General features: G+C 59.6%; 14 protein-coding genes and 1 riboswitch. Of the genes, 7 read left to right on the top strand and 7 right to left on the bottom strand.

What is annotated here, in order from left to right; genetic code table 11:
- Positions 1-65: 65 nt before the first annotated feature.
- Together ACN082_RS06055 and ACN082_RS06050 are read right to left on the bottom strand one after the other, a co-directional pair.
- Positions 66-896, bottom strand: coding sequence for an HNH endonuclease family protein (locus tag ACN082_RS06055; protein WP_419099956.1), 831 nt, complete (start codon positions 894-896; stop codon positions 66-68).
- 72 nt (positions 897-968) lie between these two features.
- Complete coding sequence (locus ACN082_RS06050; protein ID WP_419099955.1) at positions 969-2,417, bottom strand: TY-Chap domain-containing protein; 1,449 nt, start codon at positions 2,415-2,417, stop codon at positions 969-971.
- Between the two features lie 282 nt (positions 2,418-2,699).
- Here ACN082_RS06050 and ACN082_RS06045 point away from each other — a divergent pair, with 282 nt between their 5' ends.
- Both ACN082_RS06045 and ACN082_RS06040 read left to right on the top strand, forming a co-directional pair.
- Positions 2,700-5,063, top strand: a complete 2,364-nt coding sequence (locus ACN082_RS06045) for a Tex family protein (RefSeq protein ID WP_419099954.1) — start codon at positions 2,700-2,702, stop codon at positions 5,061-5,063.
- A gap of 100 nt (positions 5,064-5,163) precedes the next feature.
- The gene (locus tag ACN082_RS06040; RefSeq protein WP_419099953.1) at positions 5,164-6,003 is read left to right on the top strand and encodes an aldo/keto reductase; all 840 of its coding nucleotides are present in this window, start codon (positions 5,164-5,166) and stop codon (positions 6,001-6,003) included.
- 99 nt (positions 6,004-6,102) lie between these two features.
- Here the strand turns inward: ACN082_RS06040 and ACN082_RS06035 are convergent, their stop codons facing one another.
- Complete coding sequence (locus ACN082_RS06035) at positions 6,103-7,416, bottom strand: MFS transporter (protein WP_419099952.1); 1,314 nt, start codon at positions 7,414-7,416, stop codon at positions 6,103-6,105.
- A 103-nt stretch (positions 7,417-7,519) separates the two neighbouring features.
- Positions 7,520-11,206: an SNF2-related protein gene (locus tag ACN082_RS06030; protein WP_419099951.1), complete on the bottom strand. Its 3,687-nt coding sequence runs from the start codon at positions 11,204-11,206 to the stop codon at positions 7,520-7,522.
- Positions 11,207-11,360: 154 nt separating this feature from the next.
- Positions 11,361-11,487, top strand: a riboswitch (SAM riboswitch).
- Positions 11,488-11,522: 35 nt separating this feature from the next.
- On the opposite strand from ACN082_RS06030, the gene ACN082_RS06025 reads away from it, so the two are divergent.
- Positions 11,523-11,723, top strand: a complete 201-nt coding sequence (locus tag ACN082_RS06025; RefSeq protein WP_419099950.1) for a nuclease PIN — start codon at positions 11,523-11,525, stop codon at positions 11,721-11,723.
- Positions 11,720-12,151 carry a plasmid stabilization protein gene (locus tag ACN082_RS06020; protein ID WP_419099949.1) on the top strand — a complete coding sequence of 144 codons (432 nt, stop codon included), beginning with the start codon at positions 11,720-11,722 and terminating at the stop codon, positions 12,149-12,151. The genes ACN082_RS06025 and ACN082_RS06020 overlap by 4 nt, the downstream gene beginning before the upstream one ends.
- A gap of 30 nt (positions 12,152-12,181) precedes the next feature.
- Here the strand turns inward: ACN082_RS06020 and ACN082_RS06015 are convergent, their stop codons facing one another.
- Positions 12,182-12,955, bottom strand: a complete 774-nt coding sequence (locus ACN082_RS06015) for an SDR family NAD(P)-dependent oxidoreductase (RefSeq protein ID WP_419099948.1) — start codon at positions 12,953-12,955, stop codon at positions 12,182-12,184.
- Between the two features lie 163 nt (positions 12,956-13,118).
- Here ACN082_RS06015 and ACN082_RS06010 point away from each other — a divergent pair, with 163 nt between their 5' ends.
- A complete protein-coding gene (locus ACN082_RS06010; protein WP_419099947.1) occupies positions 13,119-14,840 on the top strand; it encodes a DUF6350 family protein in 1,722 nt (573 codons plus the stop codon).
- Positions 14,841-14,921: 81 nt separating this feature from the next.
- On the opposite strand, the gene ACN082_RS06005 is transcribed toward ACN082_RS06010, so the two are convergent.
- Positions 14,922-15,329 (bottom strand): hypothetical protein, encoded by a 408-nt coding sequence (locus ACN082_RS06005; protein ID WP_419099946.1) that lies wholly within the window; start codon positions 15,327-15,329, stop codon positions 14,922-14,924.
- 125 nt (positions 15,330-15,454) lie between these two features.
- Here ACN082_RS06005 and purN point away from each other — a divergent pair, with 125 nt between their 5' ends.
- Both purN and purH read left to right on the top strand, forming a co-directional pair.
- Positions 15,455-16,024: a phosphoribosylglycinamide formyltransferase gene (purN, locus tag ACN082_RS06000; RefSeq protein ID WP_419099945.1), complete on the top strand. Its 570-nt coding sequence runs from the start codon at positions 15,455-15,457 to the stop codon at positions 16,022-16,024.
- A 116-nt stretch (positions 16,025-16,140) separates the two neighbouring features.
- Positions 16,141-17,748, top strand: a complete 1,608-nt coding sequence (gene purH / locus ACN082_RS05995; RefSeq protein ID WP_419099944.1) for a bifunctional phosphoribosylaminoimidazolecarboxamide formyltransferase/IMP cyclohydrolase — start codon at positions 16,141-16,143, stop codon at positions 17,746-17,748.
- A gap of 195 nt (positions 17,749-17,943) precedes the next feature.
- On the opposite strand, the gene ACN082_RS05990 is transcribed toward purH, so the two are convergent.
- Positions 17,944-19,662 carry a substrate-binding domain-containing protein gene (locus ACN082_RS05990; protein WP_419099943.1) on the bottom strand — a complete coding sequence of 573 codons (1,719 nt, stop codon included), beginning with the start codon at positions 19,660-19,662 and terminating at the stop codon, positions 17,944-17,946.
- Positions 19,663-20,188: the final 526 nt, after the last annotated feature.

Genomic DNA, 20,188 nt, shown 5'->3' with positions numbered 1-20,188 from the left:
ACCGGGGAGATCTCTGTGAGTGTCTTTATTGCGCTGGGTGACACACCGGCAAGCCGGTCAAAGCGCTAGCCACGAGCAAAGCTGGAACGGTAGGCGGGCTGATCTGGGCAGGTTGCCAGGACCCCCTGCATGGCTCGTTTTTCCGCTGAGGTGATGGTCAAATGATAGGCAGCCTTGACTGAAATCTGCCGGGCAACGTACTCGCACCGGTAGCCTGTTTGGGGGAGCCAGCTAGCGGCGTCCTTATTGGACTTGGTGGTGTTGCTGAACTGCCCGGCTGCTTGGAGGTTGAGCGGGTCGTTTGCTATAAGGGTGCGCTCTGTGAGACTCCACTGCCAGGCCCCTGAACTCCAGGCGTTAGAGAGCGCTACAACATGGTCAATGGGCACAGCTTCGCTGGTTTTTTCACCGCGCCTGAAGCTAATGATCTCGGTGGTGTAGGGGTCAGTAAGGGTCCCGGAAAGCACCTTACAGTTCTTAGATAGGTCCAGGTCGGTGAGGTCCCTGGCCAGAATATCATTGCGTTGGTCACACCCATTGCCGTCAATATCCTCCCAGGCCTGGCCGAAAGCTGAACGCTTGTAACCGCCCCCGCTATAGGGTTTGGCCACGGTGATGGTTTCAAGGACCTGGGAGGCAGTCGAGTAGGTTTCGACCCCTGAGCCCGCGAAGCCGGTGCTGACCGGTCGTCCACCACCGGTGATGCTCTCAAAACCGGCGCGGAGATCCCAGTTATGGGATCGCAACCAGAGAGCACCGGTGACCAGCAGAAGAACCAGAAGAATGATCGCCAGGGTTGGCTTGTATCCCGAGGAGGAAGAAACTCCCCGGCGCTTGCCCGTAAAACCGGAAGCTGGAAGACGCGGTGCCCTGCGGGCCTTCTTGAAGATTGCCATAGGCACACCATTCTAGCGGTGCGCACAAGAAAGCGCAGGGCTCAGAACCTCAAACGGAGCGGGAGGTGAGCTTTAGCTAAAGTCCTCGACCACAACGTAGCCTTGGCCTGTTACCGGCACCATGGGGATAGACCCGGTGCCAGGGTGGGCAGCATCTACGGTGGCGCTACCGGTGGGGTCATCAGACTGGTAGTAGTCAGGCTGGCCGCACCCCATGCCCATGCGCATGGCGCTAATAATTCCATCGGCGGCGTCGGTCACAGAGAGGAAGTTCCGGGTCCAGCGACCTGAGCCCGTGGGGGCGGTCCAGCCCCGGTTGAGCAGGGCTTGGGTGTCGAGCTGAACCAGGACTGTCTCAAACTCGTCGGGTGAGGTGAGTTCACAGAAATAGCCAGCCGGTGAGCGCAGGATATTGACGTAGCTGGTGTAGTCACCGGTTTCTACAACCTCCGGTGAGATGTAGTAAAGGCGTAGGGACAGGTTCCAGGGGAGCTCTTCAAGGCGCTGACGCATGACATCGGTGAGTTCCTGCCAGGCACGGGCTATCTGCTCATCGTCGGTGAGAGACTTGGGCCGGACAACGCCGATTCCCTGCGCCTGGATATCTTTGATTTTGAGGGAGCCTGTGGGCGCGGAAGCCTGCTGATGCCCCCCACCCGCGGGTATGCTGGCGGCCGCGCTGCTCAGGGCATCACTAATCATCTGGCGGCCTACCTGTAGGGCCCGGTTCCAAGAGTCATATTTGGCGCGGACAGCACCCAGGTGAGGCACCCGGCCAGTACGGGCGGGGTCTTCGGCCCAGCTACCGTAGAGCAAGACGGAGGGTTTACGGTCGTAGCGGATGCAGTAGCTGAGGAAATCGCCCAGGGTATTGCGGAAGGTGCGTTCGCTCAGGCTCGTTGCAGCCAGTTTGAGCCCGTGGGAGTCCGCATGCGGCGGGCAGATGCCGACTTTGAGCAGAGCCCTGCTCCAGGAACGGTTGCCCAGGCGGTCTTCGATGAGGGCGCGAGAGGGCGGCCAGGCGAAGTCGTCCCGAGAGATGTAATCAACTTCTGCCGGTAGGTTGACTACAAAATCGTCGTAAGTCTGCTCATCGAGCTCGGTGTAGGGGTGCTCTGCCATGTATTTGAGAGCGGCACCGATGCGGCCCACCACCTCGGCGATTACCTGAGCGGGTACTGAGAAAGATTCCAGCATGCGGGGCAGGTCCTGGACGATGGTGGGGTCAAGGCCCGTCGCGGCGTACTCGTAGTCAGCTTCTAGGTCGTAGGTGATAGCAACCGCGTACCAGAGGGCTGATGCCATCAGCACATTGGTGTGAATCTGCTCTTTGCGGCCCTCAAAGACCCAGCGGCCCGAGTTGATAGCGCGTTCTAGCAGCTCACGGTCAATGCTGGGGTAAAGAACAACGATCCGGCTAAAGGCCTCAGATGCAGTCCACCCCATACGGGCGAGGCCGGTTAGCAAGGAGCCATAATTCTCGCAGAAGTCGGCGTATTCGAAATCGGTTGCATCTGGCACGTGGTTCTCCAAAGCAAAGGGGACGGGTGAACTGGAGGGGGAAGAAACCTGTAGCTGAGGCTAGGCCATAGATATATGAGATCCTGAGTCCCCTGACACCACTTTAGGTGGCTGGGCACCTGTCTGACCACCATAGGCCCAACTGTTACAGACAAATAAGCTCATTATGACTCTCGAACCTGCCATGGTACAAGGCGGTGCCTTGGCCGGTCAGCACGGTATAAATAGCCCGCCTAGCGGCATAGGTTCTGGGCACTCTGTCTTAATGAGAAACTAGAAACTATGACAAGAGCAGGTGAGGCAGAACTTTCCCCCATTGAGCAGCGGATTGCCCAGGAGCTGGGCGTCCGGCCAGAGCAGGTGATAGCGGCTCTTGCCCTGCTCGATGACGGCGCTACCGTCCCCTTTATCGCCCGCTACCGCAAGGAAGCGACCGGTGGGTTAGACGATACCCAGCTTCGTACCCTTGCTGAGCGGTTGCGTTACCTGCGCGAGCTGGAAGAGCGCCGGGTAGCCATCGTCAATACCCTGCACGAGCGGGCTGTCCTGACCGAGGAACTAGCCCGGGCCTTGGCGCTGGCACCGACAAAGAACGAGCTAGAAGCCCTCTACGCCCCGCACAAGACCAAGCGCAAGACCCTGGCTTACCTAGCACGCGAAGCCGGCCTGGACTCTCTGGTGGAGGACCTGCTAGAAGTACCCTTTGCCCCCACCGCAGATATTGCCGATGCCTACGTTGAGCCGGAGCTTGCAGACGCTGAACCCGGAACCGTAGAAGCCACCGTCGCCTCCGTTGAGAATGCCCTGGAGGGTGCCCGTGCTCTGCTCATTGAACAGGCCGTGAGCGACCCCACCCTGGCAGAGACCCTGCGCCAGCGCTTTACTCGCAGGGGTGTGATTACCTCCCGGCTCATTGCTGGACAGCAGGAAACCGGCGCTAAGTTCAGTGACTACTTTGAGTTCAACGAAGAAATCCGGCGGATCCCCTCCCACCGGGTGCTGGCCCTGTTCCGTGCGGAGAAAGCCGGGGCCGTCAAAGTCAATATCGATGTAGATGTTCTGCCCCCGCCCAAGAGCCAGCTCAAGGGTGCGGCCCGCGAAGCCGCCGAGATCCTGTCCGAGGAATACGAGCGCGAGCGCGGCTGGTACGAACGCACCGTAGCTGAGGCCCTGGGCATTGGTGCCCAGGTACTCAACACTGTCTCGGATGAGCAGATGGTGCTGGGCTGGCTGGCCAAGACGGTGCGGCTGGCCTGGCGGCAACGGCTGCTCCCGCGTCTTGCCAGCCAGGTGCGTACTCAGCTCTTTGAGCAGGCCGAGAAGGATGCCATTGCCGTCTTTGCCTCTAACCTGCGCGATGTTCTGCTAGCCGCCCCGGCCGGTTCCCGCCCCACCCTGGGACTGGACCCCGGCCTGCGGACCGGGGTTAAAGTGGCCGTGGTGGGCGCTACCGGCCAGGTGCTGGAGACCGCCGTGATCTACCCGCATGCCCCCCGCAACCAGTGGGAGGCCGCCCTGACCACCCTGGAAGAACTGGTGACCCGGCACTCAGTAGAGTTGGTTGCGGTGGGTAACGGCACAGCCAGTCGGGAAACCGATAAGCTGGCCGGCCAGCTCATTCAAGGCCTGACCGCCGCCGGGCACCGGGGTGTTCAAAAGGTCGTGGTCTCCGAAGCCGGGGCGTCAGTCTATTCCGCCTCAGAACTGGCCTCGCGTGAACTGCCCGGGTTAGACGTCTCCTTGCGCGGAGCCGTCTCCATCGCCCGCCGCCTGCAAGACCCCCTGGCCGAGCTGGTCAAAATTGACCCCCAATCCATTGGCGTGGGCCAGTACCAGCACGACGTCACCCCGGCAGCCCTGACACGCTCGCTGGATGCTGTGGTAGAGGACTGCGTGAACGCGGTAGGCGTGCTGGTCAATTCTGCCTCCCCGGCTCTTTTGGCGCGGGTAGCTGGCCTCAATAAGACGATTGCCGAGAATATTGTGGCCTACCGGACCGAGCACGGCCCTTTCACCTGCCGCCGTGACCTGCTCAATGTACCCCGCCTGGGGCCTAAAGCCTACGAGCAGGCCGCTGGTTTTGTGCGCATTGTGGGTGGGAGCGAAGCGCTGGATGCCTCCGGTGTTCACCCCGAGTCCTACCCGCTGGCCCGCACCATCGTGCAGGCCGCCGGTGGCTTGGACGGTAGCCGGGTGCCCTCAGAAGCTCTCAGCCAGCTTGACCCCCGTAACTTTGTGACCGAGAGCGTGGGCCTGCCCACCGTTACCGATATCTTTGCTGAACTTAGCGCCCCCGGGCGCGACCCCCGCCCCTGCTTCCGCACCGCCGCCTTTGCTGAGGGCGTGGAAAACATCAAGGACCTGGCCCCGGGCATGATTTTGGAGGGAACCGTCTCGAACGTGGCTGCTTTCGGTGCTTTCGTGGATATTGGGGTTCACCAGGACGGGCTGATTCACGTGTCGCAGATGAGCGAAAACTTTGTCTCAGACCCGCACACCATCGTCCACTCGGGGCAGATTGTGCAGGTGCGGGTGGTGGAGGCTGACCCTCAGCGCCGCCGTATTTCGCTTTCCCTGCTTCTGGAAGATACCCGATCGGCTCATCGTGGGCGGGGCGCCCAGCACAAAGGTAAAAAACGTCCCTGAGCCTAAGATCTGGTTCACCACTACCGAACACTACTAGCCGGGAGCCAGATCACGGGCATACAGTGGGAGGTAGCCAACCCCCCGCGAAAGGATACCTTCCATGACTTCTGCACCCCGTCTAAGCTTTAACGACGGCAAGACCATTCCCCAGCTAGGCTACGGTGTCTGGCAGGTAGAGAACGACGTAGCCGAAAAGGTGGTGGGCCTGGCCTTGGAAGCCGGTTACCGTCACATCGACACCGCCAAAATCTACGGGAACGAAGAAGGCACCGGCAAGGCTATCGCGGCTTCCGGTCTTGCCCGCGAGGAAGTTTTTGTGACCACCAAGGTCTGGAACGACGAGCAGGGCTACGAGCAGGCTATGACCGCTGTGGAGGCATCCCTGAAACGTCTGGGCACCGACTATGTTGACCTGCTCCTGATTCACTGGGCTAAGCCTTCTCAGGGCCTCTACGTGGAGACCTGGAAGGCCCTGATTGAGCTCCAGAAGCAGGGTAGGGCTAAGTCGATTGGTGTGTCCAACTTCCCCGAGGAACAGCTCCGCGAGATTATCGCCGAGACCGGGGTGACCCCGGCGATTCACCAGATTGAATTGCACCCCTACTTTGCCCAGGAGCGCTTGCGCCAGGTGCACGCAGAGCTGGGGATTATCACCCAGGCCTGGAGCCCGCTGGGTATGGGTAACCGTTCTGGCCTGCTGGAAAACCCTGTCATTGGTCAAATCGCTCAGGCTCACGGCGCAACCCCGGCGCAGGTTATCCTGGCCTGGCATCGTGCTCACGGCATTGTGGCTATCCCTAAATCTGTGACCCCCGAGCGTATTGTCTCTAACTTTGAGTCACTGAAGGTCACTCTTACCGATGATGACATCACCGCCATTGATGCGCTCTCTTCTGCCGAGGGACGCATCGGCCCCGACCCGGCAACCATCGACTTCTAAATCGGCCCGTTACATCTAACACCCGCCCTTTCTCTCTTGCCCCCGGTGTATAAGTCCGGGGGCAAGAGATAAAGGGCGGGTGTTTGTTAGACCGCTGGGCTAGACGGAGGGAATTTGCCGGGTATCAGGGACCGGCTCAGACACATAGCGCCATAGGGCCGGCACACGCACCGTCGCCAGGGCAATCGTGATAATCACCAGAGCACCACCCATAACCGCCGTCAGTGGGGCACCCATAGCCTCAGCCGCAAACCCCACCCCAGCGGTGCCCAACTGGGGGCCACCGACCACGGTAATAATGAAGAGCCCCTGCATCCGGCCTCGAATATGGTCGGGGGCAGCCGTCTGAATAATGGTAGAACGGTAGACCCCGCCCAGGGCATCGGCCCAGCCCATAAAAGCAAGAGCAAGCCCCGCCAGCGAAAGTCTCAAGAGGCTCTCGCGCACCGAGGCCCCCTGCCCCTGGCCGTCAAAAACCCAGGCAATCAGACCGAAAGCGGTAAAGCCCAGCCCCCAGCCCGCATAGCTCAGAGTCAAAAAGCGGCCCTGGCGCGAGAGGTCTTTGAGGAAACCCGAGAAGGCAATACCTGTGAGAGCCCCGATAGGGCCAGCCGCCAGCAGGAACCCTGCCCCTATCTCACCGCCACCAAAGGACAGGGCCGCAAGCGCCGGAATAATAGGGCGGGCCTGGGCAAAGAACATACCCAAAAGATCCACGAGGAAGGACATGCCCACCACCTGGTTACCGCGCACAAAACGCAGGCCCTCAGCAATGGACGACAGGCCGCCGCGCCGTGGTCGCTCGGCGGTGCCCTCAGGCTTCATGGCCGGGAGCCGGTAGAGCGCCCAGATACCCACCGTCATAGCCAGAACATTGATGGAATAAGTCAGCTGATAGCCCAGAGTCGCCACCAGAACACCACCAAGAATGGGGCCCAGGCTCATGCCCAGAGTACCCACCGACATCATGAGAGTATTGGCCGCTGGCAGTAGGCGGGGCTTGACCAGCCGGGGAATAATGGCACCGCGAGCTGCCTGGTTAATGGGCTGAAACAGGGATTCGGCGGCAATCAGAGCATAGAGCACCCAGACCGAGTGGATATTGAGCCAGGAATGAGCGGCCATGAGCGCGGTCAGCACCCACATGCTCAGCGTCGCGGCCAGGGCCACCTTGCGCCGATCATAGGTATCAGCAATAACCCCGCCGTAGAGGCCACCCAGAACAAGCGGCACCAGCGCCACCAGGCCAACCGCTCCTACTGCCGCCGCCGATGAGGTCAGCGCGTAGATTTCCAGCGAGATAGCAACACCGGTAATGGAGTACCCCACGGTGGAGAAAATACCGCCCAACCAGATTCGCCTCAAGGCAGGGGAGTAGCTCAGAGGGGTCAGATCCATCAGCAGTTTAGCCACCCCTTATTCTCCTTTCGTACCCTTGTCCTGGTGCCAGATACACAGTTTCCTGCTAAACACGCGCGGTACCCCCGCATCTGGAAGGAAAGCCCGCACCGGTTACCTAGCTGGTGGGTTCCGCGTCGGTAAGCAGGTCCCTGATTTGTGCCGCCGTGAGCTGGGAGGAAAAGAAGGCACCCTCATCAACAACAGCATCAAAGAGGGCGGCCTTGGACTCTTTGAGTTCCATGACCTTCTCCTCAATCGTCCCGGCGGAAACCAGGCGGTAAACCATAACGTTCTTAGTCTGCCCGATGCGGTGGACCCGGTCCACAGCCTGCTGTTCGGCGGCGGGGTTCCACCAGGGGTCCATGATGAAGCAGTAATCGGCGGTGGTCAGGTTAAGCCCAAAGCCACCAGCCTTGAGCGAAATGAGGAAGACCGGGGCGGCGCCCTCTTCAAAGGACCGCAGGAGCTCGCCCCGGTTGCGGGTTGAGCCGTCCAAGTAGAGGTAGGGGATGCCCAACTCTGCGAGGCGGTCGGCAATCTTGCGTAGGTAGCCGGTGAACTGGCTAAAAATGAGGGCCCGGTGCCCGTCGTGAATGATCTCGGGCAGGTTCTCTGCCAGGTAGTCCAGCTTGGATGAGTCCACCTGAGCGTACTTTTCGGGGTCAATCAGTGAGGCATCGAGCGCCAAACGGCGCAGGGTGGTGAGGGACTGGAAGATAGTAAAACGGTTCTTGTCCATATCCTGTAGCAGGCCCAGAATCTTCTGTCGCTCCCGTTGCAGGTGGGTGTCGTAGGCCTTGCGGTGAGCAGGGGCCAGTGGGACGTCAATGCGGGTGTCTGTTTTCTCAGGTAGGTCAGCGGCCACTACTTCCTTGGTGCGCCGTTTCATGAGTGGGCGGATCCGGCGGCGCAGGCGGCCCAGAGCTTTAGTTTCCTCGCCCGATTCGATGGGAGTAGCGTAGGAATCTTTAAAAGCGCGGGCGGAGGGGAAGAGCCCCGGCGCGGTAATGGAGAACATGGACCACAGTTCCATGAGGTTGTTTTCCATGGGGGTACCGGTGACCGCAATTTTGACGCGGGCCGGTAAGTCGCGGGCAGCCTGGTGGGCCTTGGTCTTGGCATTCTTAACGAACTGGGCCTCGTCGAGTATCAGTCCGTTCCAGGGCTGGGCGGTACCGAGAGAGTAGTAGCTTTCCTCATCGAGTCTAAAGAGGGCGTAGCTGGTCACCACAACCTGCGCCCCGGCAATGGTCTTTTCCAGGGGGCGTTTGGATTTACGGACAGATTCCTCGACTCCTACCACGGTCAGCGAGGGCGCAAACTTCTTAATCTCCCGTACCCAGTTGGGCACAACGGAGGTGGGAGCAACTACCAGGAAAGGTGCCATCTGCTCCCGGCGCTCGCTGGCTTGCTCGGCGGCGTGCACAAAGAGCGCAATGGTTTGCAGTGTCTTGCCCAGGCCCATATCATCGGCTAGCACGCCACCCAAGGACTGCTCCCACAGGAAAGTAAGCCACTGGTAGCCCTCTACCTGGTAGGGGCGCAGGGTGGTGTGCAGGCAGGCGGGAACTTCCGCCAGACGGTGGTGTTCGAGGTTAAGCAGGGCACTGACCTGCTCGTCCCAGGCGGTGACGGTGTGGGTTTCGGCGGCGAGTTCTTCGAGTTCTTCCCACAGGCCTACCTGGTGGCGGTTGATTTCCAGGGGTCCTGTCTTATCGGTGAGCTGCTGGGCTTCACGGAGCAAGTCTTGTAATTTTATGAACTCGGGCCGGTCCAGGGCAAAGTACTGGCCGTTGCCCAGGAGCAGGTGGGTCTGGTTTTTAGCCAGAGCGGCCAGGATGTCGGCAAAGCCTACAGTCCATTCACCGACCTTGATGGCGATACCCAGCCCGAACCAGTCTCGGCGGCGGGTGTCATCAACGGTCACAACAATGTCTGGGGCCTGGTCGAGTTCCTTGAACTCTGGCTGTGGCCCCCGGACCTGAACCCTGACCCCGTCAATCTTCTGGTAGGCGGGTAGGTAGGTTTCGAGCAGGGTTCGGGTGTCCCAGTTTTCGGTGATGTGCTTGGTAAAGGGCACACCGGGGCGGATTCGCTTGACGTCTTTGAGTACTCGATATTCGTGGGCTGTGTCGCGGATATCGGCGCGGTCTTCCCCGGGGTAGCCCAGGGCATCGAGCACGATGGTTTCGTCGTCGGTGCCGGTGGGGTTGGCGGGGTACTCCCAGTGCCAGGCGGTGCTGGCTCTAAAGGGCGGGCCGGGTTCACTAAAGGTGATGGTCAGAACCAGGGAGGGGGTGCGTACTGTGGGGAGCTCCAGCTTTTCGGAGGTGGTCGCTACCGGCAGGGCGCGGGTGAGGGCGGGGTAGAAGTCAGAGAAAAAGGCCGGTAGGTCTTTGGAAGGAACGGTGACCGGTTGACTGGACATCAGGGATTCGGCGACGGCATCGAGCGGTTCGTCCAGCGGAATAAGGACTAGCTCGGCTTCTGGGCTGAGCCAGCGAGGGCGGTGCTGGTGGGGCACGGGTGCCTGGTGGGCCTGTTGAGTTTCTGGCTGGCCGGTGTGAATGGGGGCGCTTTCCTCCACATGGGCTAGTGCCGAGGGCAGGGCGGAGTCCCAGCGGGCGGCGGCGGCAGCTTCTACGTAATTAGCTTGGGCACTCCCACCCAGGGCGATTAAGCCCTGCCGGTTGGTGCCCATCTTGTGGGTGTAGCTTGCCGGAATGGTGTAGGAGCCCCAGCGGAGCAGGGGAGTGAGTTGGAGGGCGTCCTGGGAGCTGCCGCGTTCGGGGACGGGCGTGAGTTCCAGTTCTACCTGCGGGGTGTCGGCAATGACCAGCCCGGTTTCTTTGCCGTGGAGCAGAATGGGCAGGTTGATGTCGTCGGCGGCCCGGAGCATCTGCCAGAGTAGGGATGAATCTACGGTGGAAAGCGATGCCCAGTCGCGGTGGGAGGTGTATATGGATTGGGAGCCGCGAATGACGGCGTAGAACTCGTTGAACCAGGTGGCGTGCTCAGCTAGCAGTCCGGTTCCGGCGGAGCCCGCGGGGTTTCCCGAGAACTTTTCCCAGCTTAGCCCGCCTTTAATCCAGCGGTCACGGGCACCCATCATCAGGGGGCGAGCTTCAATGGTGATGCGGGGTGAGCCGCTGCTTTTGGTCCAGCCATATTTGCCGGGGACGGTCAGGCGCAGGTCAAGGGCACCGGATACTCCGTGGTTGCGGTTGTCGTAGCCGGGGCGGGCGGCTAGGGAATGGGCCAGGGTACGCCGCCAGGTGGGTAGGGCGCTCTGGTCCGGGGTGCTGTCGGCGGGAGCAGGTTGCTCAAGGGGCAGGCTGTCCTGGGGGGCAGCCAGAGATGAGGCGGTGGTGATGCCAAATTTTTCGAGTTCCCGCATGGCTTCTGCGCTGGGTCGGGTGCGGCCGCTCTCAGTAGCGCGGGTGGTCCAGGTGCTTGATGAGGCCGTGAGCGCCCGCTTGGCTTTGGCTGAACGGTCGATGGCGGTCAGCATGAGCGCCACAGCGTGCTTGCAATTGTGGAGCACGGGGCAGGAACAGGTGGCAGAAAAGGAGTAGGAGCCTGCCGCAACTTGGGCCGGGAAAGTGATTCGGGTGCTGTAGGGCTGGGCTGTTGAGCCTGCTACCTGGCCTTCGAGAACCCGTTCGTTTTCGTCGTAGTGGTAGCGGATAACGCTCCCTTTCCGCATAGCGCCCTGCCCCCGGGTGTAGGTGCCTGAGCCCACCTGCCGAATAATGGCGGGTGCTGTGACTGGGATGTCGGGAAATGGTGCTGAATCTGCCACAAAAAACCTCACGCGTGCGGAGTAAATAGACCTAGTCTTCTAGCGTATCGCACGCTGATGAAAGCTGGCACCAGAAGATGAGAGGGAGGTCACGTTTTAAAAAATCTGGGCAAGAGTTTACAGGTGCCTGCGGTGTGAGTTATGGTTATACCAGCTTCAAGAGATTCAACTGTCAAGCTCCGACTTGGTTGAACGCCAACCCCATGTTCACGGGTGGCTCGGATGACGAAGCGGTCTTCATCGCGCATATTGGCGCTGTTTGGTGTAGACAAGAGCAAGTTTCGAAAGGAATGCGCACCTTAAGCGCAACGGCGATATGTCAAACACCCGCCCCCATGTCACTCTTCAAAAGAACAGGTCTGCAGCTGCGACGCCTGCCTGCGGTGGTTTTGTCGCTATCAGTATTCAGGACTATGCGCGTATCTCGAATGAGCGCAGTGAGTTCCTTAACTTCCTTCTGGCTCCTAACCCCAGCGGTATCCCAGCCCCTGAGTACGGTGCGCTGAAAGCTGCATGAGCCACGTCGGTCTGCTCCTTGATTCTGATGTCCTTGCCGAGATTCGCAAGGCTACCCCTCACCAGCAGGTTGTGAACTGCCTGCGCCGGAACTCCTACCGCACCATGTACGTCTCGGTGCTAAGCCTGGGCGAGCTTAAAGGGCTCTACCCCTACCCGCAGACTGAACGGTGGCTGGCTGAGCTGATTGACCGGTTTGGTGACCACCTCCTTGAGGTGGACACGCGGGTGTCTTTGGAGTGGGCCGGTCGTCATGCTGAGAGGCCCTTGCAGGCGGTGGGCTCTGAGTGCCAGGCTCCCCTGGCAAGGGCTGTTTTGGAGGGGCTGATGGCGGCCACAGCGACCGTCCACCGGCTTGAGATTATTTCGGGGAAAGCCGATGTCTACCGCACCTGGGGGGTTAGCGCTGTTAACCCCTGGGAGGACTAAGCAGGGAAGAGCACCCCCAGCCTGTGGATTCTAATAGTTCCGTGTGCGGGAAATCAGCGCCGCCACTGCCCTGCGGGGGATAATCTGCGAGATACCCGCTGCTACCTTATAGGGCAGGGAGGGCACACAGACCGGTTTACCGGCATTGACCGCAGCTATGGCTTCGGTAACTACCTGCTGGGGGCTGAGCCAGAATACGCCCGGCACTTTGGGCTGTTCTTGCCCCATGGCATGATGAAAATCCGAGCGGGTCAGGCCCGGGCAGAGGGCGGTTACATCAATACCTCGGTCCCGGTACTGGATATTTGCTGACTCTGAGACAACTACCATAAACCGTTTGACTGCTGAGTAGGTGCCACCTGGTGTAAAGGCCGCCACCGATGCGACATTGATAATGCGGCCCCTGCCCCTTGGGAGCATGGCGCGGATTGCGGCGTGCATGAGCTGAAGGGGGACAGCTGCCAGGACCTGCACCTGATCCAGATGCCGCTGGGCGGGGGCCTCCTCAAAAGGCTGGCCCAAACCGAAGCCCGCATTATTGACCAAAATTTCCACCGGGCGCTTAGCCTGAGCTAGCCGGTCAACGAGTTTTTGAACGTCACCGGAAACCAGTAGGTCCGCGGGGATGACCTCAACCTCTACCCTGTAGGTTGAGCGGAGCTGGCCAGCCAGATTTTCTAGGGTCTTCTCCCTACGCGCGGTCAGCACCAGGTTATAGCCCGCTGCGGCGTACTGCCGGGCGAACTCGGCGCCGATGCCGGCAGAAGCGCCGGTGACCAAAACATAGGTGTTCTCGATACTCATAGGGACACTCTACTCCCCGGCAATATCGTCCGTTGTCTGCCGTGGTTGAGGTTATTTTCACCGCACCTAGTATTCTTACGGTTCGTGACCAGGCGTAGAGACAGGAAACATGACATGATGAAAGGCGATGAATACCACCGTGCACCCCAAAAGAACCTTTCCCATGCCCCTGTGGCTTCAGGGCGCCGTTGAACTTGCTCTGGTTGCCCTGGTCTCCTATATCACCGTTGGGCTCATGCTCACAGCGGTCTGGTACACCAACGGTTTTAATACCGATACCGTTGCCGGCGCCCTGTCCGTGGCGGGCCATATCTGGTTGCTGGTCCACGGTGTCCCCCTGAATATGAACATACCCGCGCAGGGTAGCTTTTCGGCGGTGTCTGGGACGATGAGCCTGGTCCCACTGGGCCTCACTCTTATTCCGCTGGCCCTGTGCTACAGGTCGGGTCGCAGGCTGGCCCGTGCTAGCTACGAGGGCCAGTTTTGGGAACCTCTTGTAGGTGGCATGGTGGCCTACTCGCTGGTGAGCGCCGGCATCAGCCTGATATCTACCGATGACTATTTCACCACCTCACCGGTGCTTGCGGCTATCATTCCCCTGTGGGTGACTGCCCTGGGTATTCTTGCCGGGGGCTTTGCTGAGTCGCGGTCCCTAGCTGCCATGATTGGTGTGGATGCCGCCGACTGGGTCAAGAAGTTTAGCCAGTACTCACGCTGGGCCGGATCCTATATTTGGGCTATGGTTCGGGCTTCCTTGGTAGGGGTTATGGCTTATGTTGCCGGTGGTTCTTTGCTCCTTGTGACCAGTCTTTTTGTGCACTGGGACAAGGTGGTGGGCCTTTACCAGGCTTTGCACTCCGGGGCAGTGGGCGGATTTGCCCTGACGCTCCTACAGCTAGGTTTGCTCCTGAACCTGGTGATTTACTCTATGGCCTGGAGCTCCGGCGCGGGCTTCTCCCTGGGCGTGGGGACCTCCGTAGGCCCCACCGGCACCAGCGTGGGCATCATGCCCTCCCTCCCCGTACTGGGCGCTCTTCCGCATACCGCTGAACCCTGGGGCTACATCGGGTTGGCGGTGCCCCTGATTGCAGGTGCTGTGGGTGGCTGGTGGTTCTTCCGCGAGGGAGAAAACCACTTTGATGAGTGGCTTTCTCTTAAGATTCGCTTCCGCTGGATCTCCTGGCCGCTGTCCACCCTGGGCCTTGCCGCGCTTGCCTTTATTCCCTCCTTTATTCTTCTCTTCCTTCTGGGCTGGGCCGCTCACGGTTCCCTGGGGCTTGGTCGCTTTACCGAGGTCGGGCCTTCACCCCTGCTGTTCGGCGCTTGCGGTGCCCTTCTGCTGGTACTGGGTCTGATAATCGGCCTGGGCTTGGCTCATCTGCTGGTCCGTGATAGCAGCCTTGAACTGGAGCGATTTGCCGACCAGAAGCCCACCCGTGCCCAGAAGAAGCAGGCTAAGGCCGAAGCCAAGGCCAAGCGTGTCGCTGAACGGGCAGAAAAGAAAAGAGCCGCGGCAGCGGTCAGCGATCAGGGTGAGAAGGATGAATACCCGGCGGCTGAGGAAGAGGAAGCTTCAGAAAACAGTCCTGAGACCGAACCAAACCTAGCCCATTCGAACTCCCCGGTGGATGCTCCCCGAGAACAGACCGATAGGGCAGATAAAGACTTAGCCGATGCTGAGCCTGAAACAGAGCCCGAAACGGACGACGAAGAAACAGAAAAAACTGATTCTGAGGCAGAGGCCCCTAAGAGCTTGGCCGATGCTGAAGAAAGGCAGGCGGAACCTACTAAGAAGTCCGCCCCCGTGGTCAAACGCCCTAAGTCCTTGCGCCGCCGTTGGAATCAGCAGCTTCAAGATCAAGCTGAGGAAGAACCCAGATTATAAGCGCATCAGCAGAATCTCTGCTCAAGAAGCCCCAGACCGCACACCGCGGGGCGGGGCTTCTCATACGGTGCCCAGGTGAGGCTAGTTACCCATCATCTGCTTGAAGAGTCCGTCGCTCATTTCTTGAGCACACTCCTGCTGGCGGGTAATCGTCAAAGCCCCTTGCAGACATTCTGAATAGGCAGAAGAGGCATCGGAAAAAATCAGCTGGAGACCGGCCCCAAAACTGAGGAAGAGGGACCAGAGCACAATCATGACCATGAGCATGATGGAGAACCCCGGGAAACGCACCTTAACCATTTTGACCAGGGTCGTGATAGCACAGGCTACGGTCAGTAGCGCTAAGAGCAAGGTCGCAACAGCTAGGGTACCAGCAAAATAGGTGGTACCGACCGTAGCAACTATCAGGAGGAAGGAAGAACGCGACCACACCTTGACTGATTCAAGGGCTGATTCGGAGTAGGGGGAAACCTGCTGATTCTCTGACATAAGCACCACTGTACAACCTCAGTGGACTTCATAGAATTTCAGAGGAGGATAGAACCCACTCATCCTGGCTGATTATCATGGACATGCCTCCATCGTTAGCCGTGGCGTGCGATACACTGGTGTTCATGCGCATTGTGGTGATGGTGTCCGGCTCGGGCACAAATTTACAGTCCATTCTTGACTCCCTTGCAGATGGTCAGCTAACCGCCGATATTGTGGCGGTAGGAGCCGATAAGCCCTGCCTCGGCATAGAACGAGCACAGGGCGCCGGGATTGAAACTTTCCTCCTAGAACCTGCGGACTTCTCCACCCGCGCTGACTGGAACCGGGCGCTGGAAGAAAAAATAGCGAGCTACGCCCCCGACTACATTGTTTTTGCCGGCTTCATGCGGATCGTCGATGCTCAGCTCGTGGAACGCTTCACCGGGCGCATCATTAATACCCACCCGGCTCTGCTACCGTCCTTCCCAGGAGCCCACGGCGTGCGTGACGCCCTGGCCCACGGGGTCAAGATCAGCGGCGTGACCGTACACCTGGTCGATGCGGGAGTTGATACCGGCCCTATCCTGGCCCAGGCCGCCGTTCCCCTTCTTGACGGTGACACCGAAGAGAGCCTGCACGAACGTATCAAAGTGCAAGAACGCCAACTCCTGGTAGCCACCATAGCCTCCCTGGCGCAAGAGCCCACCGCCTAACCCTAGTTATAGCCCCACTCGGGGCTGGGCCTAGGGTCGGGGCTCCAGATAAAGCGACTCACACTCAGGTAACAACCTGCCGGTCCCCTCGCCGGCATACGAAACGGAGAAGATCTGTGAGTCTCATTAAGCTTGACCGCCTACCCCTCAAACGCGCCCTCATCTCTGTCTATGACAAGACAGGGCTAGAAGACCTGGCTCGTGGCCTACACGAAGCTGGGGTAGCCCTAGTCTCCACCGGTTCAACAGCCGCCACCATCGCCGCCGCCGGAGTGCCCGTCACTGAGGTTTCCGATATCACCGGGTTCCCCGAATGTCTTGAAGGCCGCGTGAAGACCCTGCACCCCCGCATCCACGCCGGTATCCTGGCAGACCGCCGCAAGCAAGAGCACATTGACACCCTGACAGAAATGGACATTGAGCCTTTTGACCTGGTGGTTGTCAACCTCTACCCCTTCGTCGATACCGTGGCCTCAGGCGCTGACCAGGACGCCATCATCGAAAAGATTGATATCGGGGGCCCCTCCATGGTGCGTGCCGCAGCTAAGAACCACGACGCTGTAGCGGTCGTTGTTAACCCGGCCTCTTACGGTGCTGTTCTTGAAGCCGCCCAGAAGGGTGGCTTCAACCTGGCAGAACGCCGCCGCCTGGCCTCAGCCGCTTTCGCCCACACCGCCGCCTACGACACCGCCGTAGCCACCTGGACTGCCACCCAGTTCGAAAAAGACGGGGAGGCCAACTACTGGCCCCCCTTCGCCGGTCTCTCCTTCGAGCGCAGTGAGTCCCTGCGCTATGGTGAAAACCCCCACCAGGCCGCAGCACTCTACGTTGATCCCACCGCAGCACCCGGTATCGCCCAGGCAGAGCTACTTGGCGGCAAAGCCATGAGCTACAACAACTACGTGGACGGCGATGCCGCCCTACGCGCCGCCTACGACTTCGAGGAACCCGCTGTAGCCATCATCAAGCACAACAACCCCTGCGGTATTGCCGTCGGTGCCGCCAAGGCCGCCGACCCCATTGCTGACGCTCACGCCAAGGCCCATGCCTGCGACCCGCTCTCCGCCTACGGCGGCGTCATTGCCGCCAACCGTGAAGTCACCGCCGCAATGGCCCAAACCGTCAAGGGTATCTTCACCGAGGTCATTATCGCCCCCTCATACTCCACCGAAGCCCTGGAGATTCTACAGAGCAAGAAGAACCTGCGTATCCTCCAGCTCCCTGCAGACTTTGCCCGCGACAGCATCGAGTACCGCCAAATCTCCGGCGGCGCTCTTCTGCAGGATGCCGACCGTCTACAGGCCGAAGGCGATGACCCCGCCAACTGGCAGCTGGTTGCCGGCCAAGCCGCTGATCCTCAGACCCTGGCAGACCTCGCCTTCGCCTGGAAAGCCCTACGCTCCGCCAAATCCAACGCAATCCTGCTCGCCCAGGACGGTGCCGCGGTCGGCATCGGTATGGGACAGGTTAATCGCGTAGATTCCTGCCGCCTCTCCGTAGAACGCGCCAACACCCTAGCCCAAGGCCAAGAACGTGCCCGCGGCTCCGTAGCGGCTTCTGACGCTTTCTTTCCCTTCGCAGACGGCCTTCAGGTCCTTCTTAACGCCGGTATCCGCGCTCTTGTCCAGCCTGGTGGCTCCATCCGCGATGAAGAAGTCATCCAAGCCGCCCAAGAAGCGGGAGTGAGCATGTACTTTACCGGTGCACGCCACTTCTTCCACTAAAAACTTTCCTCGGGAGGCGTGCACCGATTACAGGCAGAATTTTCATCTTCGCTCGCTCAGAATTCTGCCCTCCATCACGCCACTTCTTCCACCAAACCCCAACCCAACACACACAAAAGTCCCGCCCCACGATGAATCGTAGGGCGGGACTCTGAATCAACGGAATACCGGAACAAAAACTACCCGGCTGATACCTTAATGCTGTTGAGCAGCAGCGGCCTCACTAGCGGCGTCAGAGATGCCGGTTAGAGCTTCAGCGAAAATACGCTGAATATCGGTGGGCGATGATGCGATGTGAGCCTCACCGCCAACACTCCGAGCAATGGTTGTCAGAGCGTTCATATCAGCCTCTTCCGAAATGCCAATCAGAATCACAAACACAGGGTTTTCAGGATCCTGCTCAGCCTGGATAGTGCTAATGAGCTCTTCCTGGCTAATCGAATCTGGATCAAAGTTCTTGCCATCGGTCAGCATAATGACTGCGTTAACAGAGCCGGGCTGGTAGTTAGCCTTGGCAGAACGGAAAGTTGCCAGCAAGGTATCGTTCAGAGCGGTCTGGTCATCGGGGTTAATGGTAGCTGCAATACCAGCACCAGCCTCCTGAAGCAACTCACGCTGAGTCTTGCCGTCAACGGTTTCTTCAAGGCCGCGAACGGGGACCAGCTCTTCATAGTCCGAGACCTTGCCATCAGCGGTTGTAATGTTGCGGGAGAACTTCCACAGGCCCATAGAGTCACGGGCCGGGAAGAGCTGAGAACCAGCCAGTACTGACTCAACGGTAATATCCATACGGGTCTTATCAGTACCAGCTACTTTATCGAGCATGGAGCCGGAAGCATCCAGCACAACCAGTGCGTTCAGGGGAGCGGACTGCAAGGAGTAGGAAGTCCACATCTGGCCCAGGGTTTCCTTGTTACTAGGAACAAGCGCCTTGTAGTCACCGACGTTCTTATCGTTGTTAACAACTGTGCCCTCAGCGGTGCGTAGACCGGCCTGTGCCAGAGCCTGCTTGCCCTCTTCGCTGGACATGAATTTAACGATCTGCTGGGCTGCCTCATCAACGGTGGTGTTGGTGCTAGAGGATGCCTGGTAGAGGGGATAATCCAGGGTAAAAGAGCCGTCACCGGGGACGGTAGCCTTAAGGCCTGAGTCGCTGTGCGATGCGGCGTAGGTTGCGTAATCAGCTTCGCTGACAACCACTGCGTCTTTGCTGCCGCTGTCAACAGCCTCAAGGAGCTCAGATGCGTTCTGCGCGGGTTCGTCAACCCCAATAGACTGCGCGCGCAGGGCGCTACCGCTAGTGAGGTCTTCAAGACTGACAGTGCCGCTAGAAGCTTCGGAGATACCGCCCATGAGCGCAGAGAAAGCGCCTGCTTCTACCTTAGGATCGCCCATGCCAACGGCGTCCGGGGCCTTGAGAACATCAAGCCAGTTGGAGTAGGTAGTGTCTTTCTCGGATACAAGAACACCGGGGCTCTTCGCCAGAGATTCAGCAATGGGGGTTAGCTCTGTTTTGGCTTCGGCCATGGCGAGCTGGGCACGGACGCTGGAATCGGGAATCCACAGGTTGGTTGAGGCGGACTCACCGGCTACTTCGGTCACGATGTTGCTAGCGGTCTTCGTGGTGGTGATATCGAGGGTTACGCAGGTGTCCTCATCAACCGGCATGGATTTAAGTGCGGTTGCCATGGCATCAGTAGTAGCAACAGTTACAGACTGTGTGGTGGAGCAAGCTGCAGGGACGGCCTGCCCGCTGGGGGTTGAAGGGGTCTTATCGCCGGTCATGTTGACGTAGGCGATAGCACCGCCACTGAGCAGGATAATTGCGGCTGCGCCAGTTGCGATCCACTTGCGGCTGGCCTTCTTCTGTTGTTCAAGGCGCTGTTGGCGACGTGATTTTGGAGTTTCGGTCACGATTGTGAGGCCTCTTCCCTAATGCATGAGTGATGGGTGACGAGATGGGGGTATCCAGGTGTGCGCTACCCGGTAACTCTCCTGTGTAGTAACTGGAACAGGTAACTACGGCTAGTTCGCCCTCTAGTCTAGCAAGAAAGCGGTTTGCGGGGGGCCTTCTTCGGGGCAAGCAGCTTGTCTGTTTTAAGGTGGACGGGTGCCCAAGGTTAGCGCAGAGTAGATGCCTTGCCAGCGATCCAAAAGGTAGCGCAGGAGCAACTTACAGACCTGAGGAAGAGGATTCTTGAGAGCTACCGGGGCTGGGCCGCAACCGAACTTGAGATCACCGAGTCAGGACGTGAGAGCTGGCTTTCACCCCCATAGGGTCGGCTGTGCTGGCTGTTGTGACCGGCTTCCTTGTGCAAGCGGCGACCGTCACAGATTTTGATCCTGATAGCTACTTTGAGTTCGCGCGAACAATCCTCAAGCAGGCGTAGAAGCGGGGCTTGTGGCGTCGGCTCCCCTTGGGTGCACCGCACACATACCT

Source organism: Rothia sp. CCM 9417, from assembly GCF_048513575.1.
Classification (GTDB): domain Bacteria; phylum Actinomycetota; class Actinomycetes; order Actinomycetales; family Micrococcaceae; genus Rothia.
Note: the sequence above shows the minus strand (reverse complement) of the source record. Positions and strands in the feature narration are given on the sequence as shown.